Annotated in this window: 10 protein-coding genes and 1 pseudogene; 7 read left to right on the forward strand and 4 right to left on the reverse strand. The window is 65.6% G+C overall.

What is annotated here, in order from left to right:
* Positions 1–14: 14 nt before the first annotated feature.
* The 3 genes and pseudogenes from RMP10_RS13620 to RMP10_RS13630 all read right to left on the reverse strand — a co-directional run bounded on the left by RMP10_RS13620 (position 15) and on the right by RMP10_RS13630 (position 1,347).
* On the reverse strand, positions 15–338 hold the full coding sequence (locus RMP10_RS13620) for a DNA-binding transcriptional regulator (RefSeq protein WP_309671278.1): 324 nt from the start codon (positions 336–338) through the stop codon (positions 15–17).
* A pseudogene (locus RMP10_RS13625) lies at positions 322–703 on the reverse strand (type II toxin-antitoxin system RelE/ParE family toxin). Before RMP10_RS13625 ends, RMP10_RS13620 begins: the two are co-directional and overlap by 17 nt.
* Before the next feature lie 200 nt (positions 704–903).
* Positions 904–1,347, reverse strand: coding sequence for a hypothetical protein (locus RMP10_RS13630; protein ID WP_310570776.1), 444 nt, complete (start codon positions 1,345–1,347; stop codon positions 904–906).
* A gap of 124 nt (positions 1,348–1,471) precedes the next feature.
* Between RMP10_RS13630 and RMP10_RS13635 the strand changes: the two genes are divergently transcribed.
* Positions 1,472–2,233 carry a TspO/MBR family protein gene (locus RMP10_RS13635; RefSeq protein ID WP_309671281.1) on the forward strand — a complete coding sequence of 254 codons (762 nt, stop codon included), beginning with the start codon at positions 1,472–1,474 and terminating at the stop codon, positions 2,231–2,233.
* Between the two features lie 3 nt (positions 2,234–2,236).
* Here the strand turns inward: RMP10_RS13635 and RMP10_RS13640 are convergent, their stop codons facing one another.
* On the reverse strand, positions 2,237–2,557 hold the full coding sequence (locus RMP10_RS13640) for a hypothetical protein (RefSeq protein ID WP_309671282.1): 321 nt from the start codon (positions 2,555–2,557) through the stop codon (positions 2,237–2,239).
* Between the two features lie 287 nt (positions 2,558–2,844).
* On the opposite strand from RMP10_RS13640, the gene RMP10_RS13645 reads away from it, so the two are divergent.
* The 6 genes from RMP10_RS13645 (at position 2,845) to RMP10_RS13670 (ending at position 14,900) form a co-directional block, all read left to right on the forward strand.
* On the forward strand, positions 2,845–5,382 hold the full coding sequence (locus RMP10_RS13645) for a DUF1592 domain-containing protein (RefSeq protein WP_310570777.1): 2,538 nt from the start codon (positions 2,845–2,847) through the stop codon (positions 5,380–5,382).
* A gap of 11 nt (positions 5,383–5,393) precedes the next feature.
* The gene (locus tag RMP10_RS13650; RefSeq protein WP_310570778.1) at positions 5,394–6,770 is read left to right on the forward strand and encodes a DUF1552 domain-containing protein; all 1,377 of its coding nucleotides are present in this window, start codon (positions 5,394–5,396) and stop codon (positions 6,768–6,770) included.
* 42 nt (positions 6,771–6,812) lie between these two features.
* Positions 6,813–8,648 carry an ankyrin repeat domain-containing protein gene (locus RMP10_RS13655; protein ID WP_310570779.1) on the forward strand — a complete coding sequence of 612 codons (1,836 nt, stop codon included), beginning with the start codon at positions 6,813–6,815 and terminating at the stop codon, positions 8,646–8,648.
* Complete coding sequence (locus RMP10_RS13660) at positions 8,633–11,452, forward strand: Ig-like domain-containing protein (RefSeq protein WP_310570780.1); 2,820 nt, start codon at positions 8,633–8,635, stop codon at positions 11,450–11,452. Before RMP10_RS13655 ends, RMP10_RS13660 begins: the two co-directional genes overlap by 16 nt.
* Before the next feature lie 50 nt (positions 11,453–11,502).
* The gene (locus tag RMP10_RS13665) at positions 11,503–12,000 is read left to right on the forward strand and encodes a hypothetical protein (protein WP_310570781.1); all 498 of its coding nucleotides are present in this window, start codon (positions 11,503–11,505) and stop codon (positions 11,998–12,000) included.
* Between the two features lie 155 nt (positions 12,001–12,155).
* Complete coding sequence (locus tag RMP10_RS13670; protein ID WP_310570782.1) at positions 12,156–14,900, forward strand: TonB-dependent receptor; 2,745 nt, start codon at positions 12,156–12,158, stop codon at positions 14,898–14,900.
* The last annotated feature ends 15 nt before the right edge of the window (positions 14,901–14,915 follow it).

A 14,915-nucleotide genomic window follows, 5' to 3' on the forward strand; every position in this document is an offset into this window, starting at 1 on the left:
GGTGCGGCAGCAGGTTAATCCAACACTGCCAGCCCGTGCTTCTTCACTACCGCGAGCATCTTGAGCGCGACGCCGCTCGGCCGCTTCGCTCCGGTCTCCCACTTCTCCACCGTGCTGGCGCTGGTGTTCAGACGCCGTGCGAACACGGCCTGACTAACCTTGGCCTGCTCACGGAGCTTCTTGATCTGCCCAGGCGCGAGCGGCTCTGGGGCACTCAGCGCCGCCTCGTCGAACTGGCGCATGGTGGTCTTGCCGATGGCACCCACCTGGTGGAGTGCCGCCGCGGCGGAGTGAATCGCCTCGAAGGCGTCGCTCTTGTACTTACGCTTGGTCGTCACGACAGATCTCCTCGAGTTCCTTGGTCTTCAGCAACGCCGTGAGCTGCGCGGCCGTCAGCTTTTCGTATCCTTTGGCCAGCTCTCGAAACGCCTGCAGCTCGGCGGCATCGATGTTGGCCCGGTCCTTCTTCGCGAAGAGGTATGTCAGCACCCAATGACGACCACCCTTGGCCAGGATGATGCTCCGGTAGAGGTTCCGACTCACTCGCTTCTTGTAAACTCCGCCGCCCAGATCGTCGCACTGCCCCGCCACGGCCTGCTTCACGGCCCGGCACAGCTCCTCGTTACCGATTCCCGCCTTTTCGGGCCGCCTTGGCGAACCAGGCAGTCTTGAACATGCGGGAGGGTCGGGGCGCGCCAGCCATACATAAATTGTAGCACCAAGTGCTACACAAAGCAAAATAAAACGAATGACGCGTCGCGTCTGTCGGGGACCCAGATGCCTCGATCCGGCTTCGGCAGCAGGAGGTCGCAGGTTCAAATCCTGTCGCCCCGACTGTATAAATAGAGACCCCGCAACGACTTCGGTCGCTGCGGGGTTCTTTGTGTCACCGTTTAGGGCCGGTCACCCCTGCGTCCACTTGGTCACCAGCCGCTGCCACGGGATCACCGCGGCCACCAACGCCAACGTGAACAGCGTGCCGACCAGCGCCCGCTTGGCCTTGGTGGCTGAGTCCGACGCCTTCTTCACCATCACGCTCGACACCGTCGCCGCGATGACGGCCAGCACCATCAGGGAAGGATGCTCGACCACGAGTCGGCGCAGGGCGGGATCCTTCATCGTGCTGCTCATCGACGCACGCGCCGCGGCCACCGCCGGGCTCACGAACCACAGGCCGATGCCGGCCAGCAGCTGCAAGTGTACGAGCAGCGTCAGCTTCCGCACCAGACCGGTATCGGCCTCCGACCACGTGGCACTGCGGCTGCCCGCCCGCGACAGGACCAGCACGCCGACGATGAGGACGGCCCAGGCCAGCAGGTTGTGCGCACCAATCAAGATCCCGTACATCCGATCGTCCTCCGAAGAATGAGACGCACAAGACGCGTCGTGTTGCGGTCTCCCGCCCGGGGAATGTTATCCTGCGTGCACACGCCGCGCTGATTCTTTCTCCCGACTCCCCGCATCGATGCCGATGACCATGTCGCTGTCACGCCGAAAGGCGGGCAACGTAGTCGCCCTCGTGATGGTCATCGCCCTCAACGGGCTCGCGGCCAGCGGTGCGATGAGCGGAGACTCCATCGGCGTGATCGCCAACCGGTACCGCTCGCTCTTTTTACCGGCCGACTACGTGTTCGGCATCTGGAGCGTGATCTATTTCGGGCTCATTTCCTCGGCCGTGTACCAGGCACTCCCCACCGCCGGTGCCGAGCGCGCCGTGCATCGACTTGGCATGTGGTGGGCGGTAACCGGCGCGCTGAACGTAGCGTGGATTTCACTCTTCTCGTTCGGGCAGTTCGCACTCGCGCTGATGGTCATGGTGATCTTTCTCATCACGCTGGTCGTGATCGGCGAACGGGTACGCTCGGGCGCACCGCTGTCGCGAGCTGACCACGCCTTCGTGGTCTGGCCGCAGGACATCTACCTCGCGTGGATCTCGGTGGCGCTGATCGCGAACAGCTTTCAGTTCGCGCAGGCCGTGCAGTGGAGCGGCTTCGGCCTCGCGGAATCGACGTGGGCGGTGGCCATGATGTTCGTGGCCACGCTGCTCGGTGCGATCATGGCGTGGGGGCGCGGCAACTGGCTCTTTCCCCTGGTGGTGGCGTGGGCGCTGCGCGGTATTGGCGCACGCTACCCCGAGGTCGCGCCCATTGCCGACACGACGCGCTGGCTCGTGCCGGCGGGCATCGTGATCGGCGGCCTGGCGTGGGTCGCGAGTCGCCGCACGCGCCGCTGAGTCTTACTTCGCCGTCACCTTGGCGAGCGCGGCCTCGAACGCGACTCGCGCCGCGTCATCGCTGCTGATGCGACGGATCAGCTCACTGTAGGTCGCCTCAGCCAGCCCCTGCGCCGTAAGCAGACGTTCACGCTCCGCACGATACTTGCTCCGCAACGCGGCCAACACCTCGGGCTTCTTGTTCTTGGGCTCCGCGTACTCGGCGTCGGCCCGCTCCCGCAAGGAAATCAGGGCGACGTGTGCCCGGGCGCACGGCAGCATCGCCGAGACGCTGTCGGGGTGCGGCGGCACAACCGCTTTTCCCTGGGTCGTCGCGCTCGCCATCGCCGGCGGAGGCGGAGGCGGGGCCGACTGTGCCTGGAGCCTGTGAGGAACACCCATTGTGGCACAGCCGATCGCCAGCACGGAAACGAGACCACGCAGCACAGGAGACTCCGGGAGCCAAATGAAGGCGGCACACACCACACCGCCGACGGAAGCTCGGCCGCCCGGGACCGGGCGTCAACGGCCGCGCGACACAATGCGTTTTATGCTTGCCATCCAGGGTTTCGGCACTGAATGTTCACTGTTGGCAGTTCCCACCTGTAGTTCCCCCCCGCACGAGGTCAGGCATGAAGGCGATCTCCGCACTGGCGGTCACGCTCTCATTCGCCGTCGCCCTTCCCGGCCATAGCGATTCTCGGCCCACCGACCCTCCCACGGCGCCTCGTGCCGTGGTGGGCCATCCGGTGTTGCCGCGCCCTGTTTCGGGGCGCTCCGTCGCACGCCGCGCGGGTGCCCCCAAGTCGCCACCGGTATCCTGGATGGCGCCGGCGGAGCTCAATGCGGTCGTCAAGCAGTACTGCCAGAAGTGCCACAATCCCACCATGCGGCGCGGCAATCTCTCGCTGGCCGACTTCGACGTGGGGGCGCCCGACGCGAAGGCCGATGTCGCCGAGAAAGTGGTCGCGAAGCTGCGCTCCGGTATGATGCCGCCAGTGGGATCGGCGCGGCCGAGTGCGGACACGCTCGACGCGCTCGTCATCTCCCTCGAGCGGCAACTCGACGCGAGTGCCCTCGCGCATCCGAATCCAGGACGGCGCACCTTTCAGCGGCTCAATCGCGCCGAGTATCGCGCGGCGATCGAGGATTTGCTGAAGCTCGACGTCGATGCCACCGCATATCTCCCGCCGGACACCAAGAGCGACAACTTCGACAACATCGCCGATGTGCAGGCGCTGTCGCCTACGCTGCTCAGCGCGTATCTGCGCGCGGCGAGTGATCTGAGCCGACTGGCGATCGGGAACGCGGCGGCGAGTGCCGCGTCGAATACGTATACGATGCCGAAAATGGCGTCGCAGGTGGACCACGTGGAAGGCACGCCGTTCGGCTCACGTGGCGGCATGGCCGTGGTGCACACGTTCCCCGCCGACGGCGAGTACCGCTTCGACGTGAACTTCTTCCATGAGACCACGGGCGCCTTTGCCGGCGGCCTCGCCCGTGGCGAACAGATCGAGATTTCGGTGGACGGTGAGCGCGTCGCGCTGCTGTCGATCGATCGCTTCATGCACGCGTCGGATCCGAATGGCGTCGCGATGGGCAGTGAGCGCGTGCGCGTCACCGCCGGCCCGCACAAGATCGCTGCCGCCTTCGTGCCACCGGCGTTTCAGGGCGTCGTGCAGGATCTCATCAGCCCACTCAAGTATTCGTTGAACAGCACGTCGAATGCGGTGGCCTATGGGTTCTCGCTATTGCCGCACCTGCGCGAACTCACGGTGAACGGCCCGTACGCGGTGACCGGCGTGTCGGACACGCCGGTGCGTCGCCACATTTTCAGCTGTCGCCCCGCCACCGTGTCCGCCGAACGGCCCTGCGCCCAATCGATCGTGAATCGCCTGGGCACGATGGCGTATCGCCGTCCGCTCACCGATGAAGATCGCGGCGGACTGATGTCGCTGTACGATGCCGGCCGCAAGGGCGGCACCTTCGAGACCGGCGTGCGCACCGCTCTCGAAGGCATGCTGGCCAGTCCCGATTTTGTCTTCCGCTTCGAACAGGCACCGCGCGACGTGGCCGCCGGTGCGAACTACAAACTGCGCGACATCGACTTGGCGTCGCGGCTGTCGTTCTTCTTGTGGTCGGCCCCGCCGGATCAAGCGCTGCTCACCGCCGCCAGCCGTGGCACGCTGTCGCAGACGGCAGGGCTCGAGCGCGAAGTCCGTCGGATGCTCGGCGACTCTCGGGCCAAGGCGCTGTCCACGCGCTTTGCGGCGCAGTGGCTGCGCCTGCCCGACCTCGACATCGTACAGCCCGACATTCGGCAGTATCCGGATTTCGATGAGCAGCTTCGCATTGCCATGCGACAGGAGACGGAGCTGTTCTTCGACGATCTCGTACGCCGCGATCGTCCGCTGCTCGATCTGTATCGCGCCGACTACACGTTCGTGAACGAACGGCTGGCCGAGCACTACGACATACCCAACATCGTCGGACCGTCGTTCCGCCGGGTGAAGTATCCTGACGCAGGACGGCGCGGCATTCTGTCGCACGCCAGCGTGCTGACGCTGACCTCGCATGCCGGCCGCACGTCGGCCGTGGAGCGCGGCAAATGGGTGATGGAAGTGCTGCTCAATTCCCCGCCCCCGCCGCCGCCACCGGGCGTGCCGGACCTTGAAGCGACACCCGGCAGCGCATCGGGTCGCCTGCTCACGGTGCGCGAACGGATGGAGCAACATCGCAAGAGCCCGGCCTGCGCCAGCTGCCACAAGATGATGGATCCGATCGGCCTGGCGATGGAGCAGTACGACGTGACGGGCCGATTGCGTGTGCGCGACAACGGCATGCCGATCGACTCGCGCGGCGACTTGTGGGACGGCACCACGGCCACCACGGTGGCCGAGCTGCAGCAGGCGCTCCTGCGTCGGGAAGACGCCCTGCTGCGCACCTTCACGCGCAACCTGATGGCCTACGCCATCGGCCGTCGCATCGAGGCCTACGACATGCCGTCGGTGCGGGCGATCGTGCGCGATGCGTCGAAGCAGGAGCATCGCATGTCGGCCTATATCCTCGGAGTTGTCCGCAGCCCAGCGTTCCGCATGCAGCGGGCAGAAGGTGCTATTCCGAAAGCCACCGACGCGTCATCCGGCGCGTCGTCTTCGTCGTCCCGGTAAGGAGCCGCCTCATGGCGTTCATCAGTCGCCAACCACTGCCGCGCCGCACGTTCCTCAAGGGACTCGGCACGATGGTCGCGCTTCCGTATCTGGACGCGATGATTCCCACGACCGCGTTCGCGTCAAGTGCGCCACTCAATCCGTCGCGCTTGCTCTGCCTCGAGATGGTGCACGGCGCGGCCGGCTGCAGTCCATTCGGACTGACGGAGCATCTGTGGGCTCCGCCGACCACCGGGCGCGCGTTCGATCTGAGCGCTACGTCGCTCTCGCCGCTGGAATCGTGGCGAAAGTATCTGACCATCGTGAGCAACACCGATGTACGCATGGCAGAGGCGTACAAGTCGGAAGAAATCGGCGGTGACCACTTCCGCTCGAGCGCCGTGTTCCTCACGCAGGCGCATCCCACGCAGACGGAAGGTTCCGACATCTTCGCGGGCACCTCGCTCGACCAGATGTACGCGCAGCGCTTCGGTCAGGCCACGCCGATTCCATCGATGCAGCTGTGCATCGAACCGCTCGATCGGGCCGGTGGCTGTGCGTACGGATACTCGTGCATGTACACCGACTCGATCAGCTGGAGCTCGCCCACCGAGCCGCTGCCGATGATCCGTGATCCGCGCGTGGCGTTCGAACAACTGTTCGGCACGGGTGGCACGCCGGCTGAACGGGCGGACCGCACGCGCAGTACGGGGAGTGTGCTGGACTGGATCACCGGTCGCGTATCGCAGTTGAACCGGCAGCTGGGCGCCGGCGACCGTCGTCGCATGGAGCAGTATCTCGAGAACATCCGTGAAATCGAGCGTCGCATTCAGCAGGTCGAAGCACGCAACGCATCGGGTGAGGAACGCGAGTTGGCCGGTGCACCGGCGGGCGTACCCGACTCGTTCACCGATCACGTGAAGATCATGTTCGACCTGCAGGTGCTCGCGCTGCAGAGTGACATGACGCGCGTGTTCTCGTTCAAGATGGGGCGTGATGCGTCGGCCCGCGTGTATCCTGATAGCGGCGTGGCAACCGGTTTCCATCCATCGTCACACCACGGCAACAACCCCGCTCGTGTGCGCGAGTTCGCCGAGATCAATCGCTATCACGTGAGCCTGTTGCCGTATCTGCTCGAGAAGCTCAAGACCACGATGGATGGCGATACGCCCTTGCTCGACAAGACGACGATCGTGTACGGCTCGCCGATGTCGGACAGCAACACGCACAACCACCGTCGTTGCCCGCTGATCATCATGGGCGGCGGACACGGACTCACCTCCGGCAATCAGCACCTCAAGGCGCCCGACGGCACGCCGATGGCCAACGTGATGCTCAGTCTGATGCACAAGTTGGGTATGGACAACATCAACACGTTCGGCGACAGCACCGGTGAGTTCACGTTCTGATCTGTCTGTGACCTGTTTCTGACCAAGCGGAGCGAACGACGTATGAATAGAGCGATGCTGAGCGTGTTCGGTGTGATCGCGTTGGGCCTGCCCGGCACCGCATCGATCGTGCGCGCTCCATCAGCGCCGGTGGCCGATGCCGCGATGCGGGGTGATGCGACCGCCGTGCGCACGTTGGTGGCGGGCGGCGCCGATGTGAACGTGGCGCAAGGCGACGGTATGACGGCGTTGCACTGGGCGGCGAATCGTGGTGACTCGTCACTCACCGTGGAGCTGCTGCGCGCCAAAGCCCGAATCACGGCCACCACGCGAGTGGGCGGGTATATGCCACTCCACGTGGCCAGTCAGAACGGCGCGACTGGCGTGGTACGCGCCCTGCTGGCGGCGAAGGCCGATGCCCGCGCCGCAACGACCGACGGGGCGACGCCGTTGCATCTCGCAGCCGTCGCTGGTGTGCCCGGCACGATCACCGCGTTGATCGCGGCAGGCGCCGACGTGAACGCCAAGGAACCTTCGTGGGGTCAAACGCCGCTGATGACCGCCGCCGCTCGAGGTCGAGCCGACGCGGTCCGTGCGCTGCTGAAGGCCGGGGCAGACCCGGCCATCACGGCAAAGACGGTGGACATCATGGCCGCCGCGGCGCAGGACCGACAGGCCAAGTCGAAGCGCGACGCCGTGCTGGCGCAGCTGCGTGAGGAGCAAGGGCAGACCAAGAATCCCAACTGGATGCCGAATCCGCAGCAGGTGCAGGCGGCGGTGAAGGCGTCGCGCGAAGTGGAGGTGCAGGCGGCCTCGAAGGCGGCCCTTGAAGGAGCGGCCGCCGCAGCCGCCGCCGAAGAAACTCGCCTCGCCGCGCAGGGTGGCCGAGGCCTGGACGACGACAATCCGGCGTACAACGAACAGCTTGGCGTGCAGGGCGGCCATACCGCGCTGCTGCTGGCGGTGCGCGAAGGACAGGTTGCCGCGGTCGATGCGCTGCTCGATGGTGGGGCGAACATCGATCAGGTGAGCGCCGGCGACCACACGAGTCCGATGCTGATGGCCTCGATCAATGGCCACTACGACCTCGTGATGCGGCTAGTCAAGCGCGGGGCGAATCCGAACCTGGCCAGCGACGCCGGGGCCGCACCGCTCTTCGCCGTGCTGAACAAGGAATGGGCGCCCACCACGCGCACGCCGCAGCCGGCGTTTCAGTTGCAGCAGCAGGCTACGTATCTGGAGGTGGTCGATGCGCTGCTGAAGGCGAAGGCGAATCCCAACGCGCGCCTTACGCGTTCGCTCTGGTATACCACCTACAATCGCGACAATCTCGGCGTCGATTTCACTGGTGCCACGCCCTTCTTCCGCGCGGCGTACGCGACCGACATCCCGGCGATGAAACTGTTACTCGCCGCCGGTGCCGATCCGATGGTTGCCACGGTGAAGCCCAAGCCGCGGGCGCGCCGGGGCGCCGTGGCCGTGACACGCGAAGATCCGTCCGGTCTGGCGCCGATCCCCGAAGGAGGCCTCGGCGTGTTCGCCGTTCATGCCGCCGCAGGCGTGGGTTATGGACAAGGCTTTGCGGCCAACGACCACCGGCATACGCCCGATGGCTGGCTGCCCGCCATGCGCTTTCTCGTCGAAGAGCTCAAGTTCGATGTCAACATGCGCGACTTCAACGGCTATACGCCATTGCATCACGCCGCCGCGCGTGGCGACAACGCGATGATCGAGTATCTCATCTCGAAGGGGGCCGACGTCATGGCGGTCGCGCGCACCGGACAGACCACGGTGGATATGGCGAACGGACCCGTGCAGCGCATCTCGCCGTTTCTGGACACGGTGGCGTTGCTCGAGAAGCTGGGCGCAAAGAATAGCCACAAGTGCGTGTCCTGCTGATCCGGTCGCTGGTTGCGAAGCGCCTCGTCGCGACTAGCCTCGTCTTGCTCGCCGCGGCGTGCGGCGGGGGTGAAAAGGGGCCAACCGCGCCGGCTCCCGTCGCGTCGGTGGTCATCGCCGCCGGTAGTAGTACGGTGCTCGTTGGACAGTCGCAGCAACTCTCGGCATCGACGATCGCAGCGAGTGGTGCGACGCTGACCGGCCGCGTGGTACGGTGGAGTTCCTCCAACGCCGCCGTCGGCACGATTTCGGACGCTGGATTGCTTCTGGGCGTCGCGACCGGTTCCACCACGATCAGCGCGACGAGCGAAGGTCGGAGCGGATCGGCGACCCTCACGATCCTTCCCGTTCCGGTGGCGAGCGTCAACGTCACGCCTTCCGCAGCGGTGCTGCTGATGGGCCAGACGCTGCAACTCTCGGCCACCGCGCGCGACAGCATCGGTAGTGTCCTGTCTGGTCGCGACATCACGTGGTCATCAAACGACGCGTCGCGGGCAACGGTGTCCGCCAGCGGCCTCGTCACGACCCTCACGACAGGCCCTGTCGTCATTTCAGCCGCGAGTGAAGGGTGGAGTGGCTCTGCTGCGGTTTCGGTGCTTCCTGTGCCGGTGGCGAGCGTGGCAATCACCACGCCGGCCACGCTCGTTCCGATCGGGCGGACGCTGCAACTGTCGGCGACAATGCGCGACAGCGTGGGCGGAGTGCTTGTCGGTCGGGCCATCACCTGGACGTCGGGCGATGCGACGAAGGCATCGGTGTCGGGATCCGGCGTGCTGACAGCGCTGGGCGTCGGCACCGTCTCAATTGTGGCAACCAGCGAGGGACGCAGTGGCAGTGCAACGATTACCGTCACGGTGTCACAGGCCCCCGTCCTCTCGGGAATTTCGCCCGTTACGCTGACGCCCGGCCAGACCGCCACGCTCACCGGCATCGGCTTCGCAGAGTCGACGGGCGGGAATACCATCACCGTGCGCGGCACACCGGCGACGGTCGTGAGTGCATCGGCGACACAACTCACGTTCGTGGTGCCGTGCGTGAACGGTGGGCCCGTGTCGGTTCAGGCGACCACGTCATTGGGCGTCGGTGTCCCGTTGGTTGCCGCGGTGTCAGTCACCTCGCGGCCGCTCGACCGCGGGGCTTCGCTGATTCTCACCGCGGCCGACGCCAGCGCCTGCAACGAACTCCCATCGCTCGCCCCTGGCGCCCGCTATCTCGTGGTCGTGTCGAGCGCCGCCACCTCGGCGAACACGCAAACCGACTTTCTCCTCGCCGGCAATACGCCGTCGCCAGCCGCCACCGTGGTGCGACTCACCGCGTCGAGCGCCCGCGATGCCTCGACGGGTGTGGCGTCGCGAGAGCCCGCCGACGCCCACTTCGCGCATCTCGAGCGGGAACGGGCACTGTATGCCTCGCTCCAGGCCAGTGGCGCGTTTCGCGAGCGCACGGCCCGCTCGATCGCGTCCGCTGCCGTGTCCGCGCGCATCGTGGCCCCTCCCGCCGCGGGCGATATGCGCGAGTTCTACTACAATTTCGGCGGCTGCGCCGACTCCACCAGGACGTTCCGCGGCCGCGCGATCCACATCGGCACGCGGGCGATCCTCTGGGAGGATTCGGCGAATACGCTGCAGTCGTCGGCCGACACGGCGCTCGCCGACTATTACGCGCGACTCGGGCAGATCTTCGACGGCGACCAATACGAGGCCATTCGCAGCACGTTCGGTGACCCGCTGCGCCGCGATGCACTACTCGACAACGACGGCCGCATACAGATGGTGTTTACGCAGCGGCTGAACGGCAGCGGAGCCGCGGCCTACGTGACGTCATGCGATCAATCGCCGCGCAACACGACGAATCGCGCGGGCAGCAATTTCGGAGAACTGTTCTACGGCACCGTGCCCACGAGCGCCGGGTCGAATGTGAACAGCACCGCGTTCCCCGATGGCTGGTTCTACTTCATGGCACGCACGGTGGTGCATGAGGTGAAGCATATCGCGTCGCTCTCCGCGCGCGTGGCGAACGGTGCCCCGGCGTTCGAGACCTCGTGGCTGGAGGAGGGTACGGCACGTCATGCCGAGGAGATCTGGGTGCGCTCATCGCTGCAGCGCGTGCCGTGGAAGGGGAACAGCGGCTACGGCAACGCTGGCACCAACGGATTGTTCTGCGATTTCAACCCGGCCAATGCGACTTGCAACGCCGCCGATGCCTTGCGGCGGCCGAGTTACGGCATGCGCCGCCAGTTCAACGAGATCAGGCCCAAATTGCTCGATCCGTGGGATTGGTCGCCGTACGGCGATGCAACCGGCCAATCGGGGTCAGTGTTCTATCAAACGGTGTGGTCGCTCTTGCGCTACGCGATTGACCGTTATGGCGCGAGCGACGCCGCCTTTCTCGGTGCGCTCACCAACAGCCTCACAAACGGCACTACGAATCTCGCCGCGGTGTCCGGCGTGCCGATGGATCGACTCATCGGTGGCTGGGGACTGGCACTGTTCGCCGACGACTATCCCGGCCTCGGTACCGCGAACGCCGACGTGATCTTCCCAACCTGGAACCTGCGTGACATCTACGCTGGACTGAACGCCGATCCCGCGTGGCGTACGCGTTGGAGCAGTGCATTCCCGATCACGCCGGTGTCGGTCCCCTTCGGGAGCTTCGAGGCCTCGCGCACCGGGCTGCGTGGCGGTGCGCATGCATACTTCGAGCTATCGGGGACGTCGTCCGCTGCGCAGCTGCTGCAGCTGCGCAGTATCACCGGTGGCGTGCCGTCGACGAATCTGCGTCTGTCCATCCTCCGCCTGCAGTGATGCGCTCTCCTAAGGTGCCGTCCTGTTGGCGCCTCGTCAGCTCGGCCGTCGTGGCCGTCGCAAGTCTGGCTCCACTCGACGGATGCCGCCGGTCCGGTGCGATACCGGCACGTGACGCCGCAACAGTTGCCGACACGTTGCGGGGCATCGTCGCGGTGACCGGCAGCGACCCATTGTCGATCGTGCAGCTGACGACGGCAGCCGGCCGTGCATGGCAGCTCATCGGGACAGCGACGCCCGAATTGCGCGCCGCCGCTGGGTTGGAGGTGACGGTGCACGGCCACGTGGCCGCGCCGGACAGCGCGACACGTCCGATCGCACGGTATGAGGCGCTACGGTTCAGCGTTCGCAGTGCGGATGGTCTCGCCGCATTGGACGGTGTCCTTGAACGTGACGGCAGCGGCTTCGCGCTGCGCCTCTCCGATGACCGCCGACTGGCCTTGACCGCCGTTCCCCGAACGTTGCGCGACCAGAGCGGGGCCAGAATCTGGTGGGCTGGTCCGGTAGACCGCGCCCCAAACGCGTACGGTATCCTGCGCGGACGCTAACGAAGACGTCGGCCGTGGCGGTGCTCTCACTGTCCATGGCCCAACACGCTTCATGGGCGGAATATTGCGCATAGTCCCAACCGGACGGATGTTATCGCAGTCAGTCAACCTGAACCGGTCGATTGCCTACTCCCCCCGTTTCCGGATGGTACGCGATGACACGTAAACTCTACCGCGCAGTTCTCATTTGCAGTGCCAGCCTGGCCGCCCTCGGCCGCGCCGAGCCAGTAGGTGCGCAGGCCACCGGGACGGTGGAAGGTAAGGTCACCTTGAGTGTATCCGGTGAGGCGCTACAAGGCGCCTCCATCGGCGTGGTGGGTACGCAGGTCGGCGCTATCACACGCGCCGACGGCAGCTTTCGCTTTACGATCCGCCCGGGCACGTACGAACTGCGTGTGCGCATGCTGGGATACGCGGGCAAGACGGCCAGCATTACGGTGGCGTCGGGCGGGCGTGTGACGCAGAACTTCGTGTTGGAGAAGTCCACCACGCAGCTCGAGGCCGTGGCCGTGACGGGCTCCCGTGGCGGCGAGCGGACGCTGGTGAAAAGCCCTGTGCCGGTGGACGTGATCAACACGGCGGCGCTCAAGTCGACAGGACGCGTCGAGACGGCGCAGATGCTGCAGGCGGCGGCACCGTCGTTGAATTTCCCGCGCCCCGCCGTGGCCGACGGTACCGACCACGTGCGCCCGGCCACGCTGCGCGGCCTTGCGCCTGATCAGACGCTGGTGCTCGTGAACGGCAAGCGCCGCTACACGAGCGCGCTGATCAACAACAACGGCACCGTTGGTCGTGGCACCTCGGCGGTGGACCTCAATGCCATCCCGGCGTCGATGATCGACCGCATCGAAATCCTGCGTGACGGCGCGGCAGCGCAGTACGGCTCCGATGCCATCGCGGGTGTCATCAACATCATCCTTAAGGGCGCGAGCACGGGCGATGTGTTCAGCCAGACCGGCCAATTCAACACCGACGTGCCGGGGCTGGGCAAGCGCAATGACGGAAGCAACACGGTGGTGAGCGCCAATCAGGGGATCTCGTGGGGCAACGGCGGCTATTTTCACGCCGGCGTGGAATGGCGCAACCGCGCCATGACGAACCGTACGTTCAACGATCCGCGCCAGCAGTATCCCACGGGCGACCCCCGTGAAGCGACTGCGCAGCGTGCCACCCATTGGTCAGGTGACGCGGCCACGGTGGATCTGGTCGGCATGTTCAACGCCGCGCACACCGTGAATGACAACTTGCAACTCTACACGTTTGGCTCGTTCGGCAAGCGTGACGGCCGCTCCACGGGTTTCTTCCGCCGACCAATTCAGACCGCACAGGTGGTCGCCAAGCTCTACCCGAACGGATTTCTGCCGAACATCGAGTCGAACATCGACGATATCTCGATCGGCGGCGGCGCGAAGGGTACGGCCAAGGGATGGGACTGGGATCTCAGCCAGGTGTACGGCAACAACGCGTTCCAGTTCATCATCTCGAACTCGAATAACGCCTCGTTGGGGCTCGCCAGTCCGACGCAGTTCGACGCCGGGACGCTCGGCTTCGGCCAGGCGCTCACGAACCTCGACCTCACACGCAAGTTCGACCTGAACGGTCGCCCGCTTCGCGTGTCGAGCGGCGCGGAATTCCGGTGGGAGAACTACTCTATCGAAGCGGGTGAGCTGGCCTCGTACGTGAACGGCGGCGTGCCGGTGCTCGATGCGAGCGGGAATCCAGTGCGCAACGGCGCCGGCAACACCTCGATTGCGCTGGTCGGTTCACAGGTATTTCCCGGCTTCTCGCCGAAGGATGCGCTGGACCGATCGCGCACGGCCGGTGCGGCGTACCTCGACATCGAGAGCGACCTGACCACGAAGTGGCTGGTCGGCGCAGCCGCACGCTTCGAGAATTTCAGCGACTTCGGTTCGAAGGCGACCGGTAAGCTCACCTCCCGCTTCGCGCTGACGGACAAGTTGGCCATCCGCGGCGCGGCGTCGACCGGTTTCCGCGCGCCGTCGCTGCAACAGAGCTACTTCACGTCCACCGCAACCACTTTCGTGAACGGCCTCCCGGTGGACATCAAGACGCTCCCCGTGGCCAGCAGGGAGGCACGCCTACTCGGGGCCACCGACCTTAAGCCGGAAAGCTCGGTGAATCTGAGCGCCGGCATCACGATGCAGCCCACGAAGAGCCTCACGGTCACGGCCGACTACTACAACATCGCCATCAGCGACCGCGTCGTGCTCTCCGAGAACTTCATCGGCCCGGGCGTCGTCAACTTCTTCACTCAGAATGGCCTCACGGGTGTGGGCGGGGGACGCTACTTCACCAACGCGATCGACACCAAGACCAAGGGGCTCGATGTGGTCGTGAACTACGGCCTGGACCTCAAGGCCAATGGCATCGTGCGCCTCACGGCGGGCTACAACCAGAATCGGACGAAGGTGACGAAGGTTGTGGTGAACACGCCGGCGCAGCTGGGCAACCTGAACGAAACGTTGTTCGGCCGTGCCGAACGTGGCCGCATCGAGCTAGGGCAGCCGCGCAATAACCTGGTGATGAACGGGACCTACGAGCGGGGTGACCTCTCGTTGTCGCTACGCAGTCAGCGGTTCGGGCAGGTTACCGGCGTGCAGGCGCTCGCCACCGGGACCGCACGTCAGGTGCCGGATCTGGTGCTCAGCCCGAAGTTCGTCACCGACATCAGCGCGTCGTATAAAGTGCTCAAGCGCGCCACGCTGACCCTCGGGTCGGACAATGTCTTCGACGTATACCCGGATGCCATCAAGGATCTCGGCGACGTCGCGGCGGGCTACAGTGGCCAGGGCACTTTCGGGGTATACCGATTCTCCGGTCTCTCGCCGTTCGGCTTCAACGGACGATACATGTATGCGCGTGTGAGCTTCGGTCTCTGACCGATCGTCTGGTTC

It is taken from the genome of Gemmatimonas sp. (assembly GCF_031426495.1).
Taxonomy (GTDB): domain Bacteria; phylum Gemmatimonadota; class Gemmatimonadetes; order Gemmatimonadales; family Gemmatimonadaceae; genus Gemmatimonas.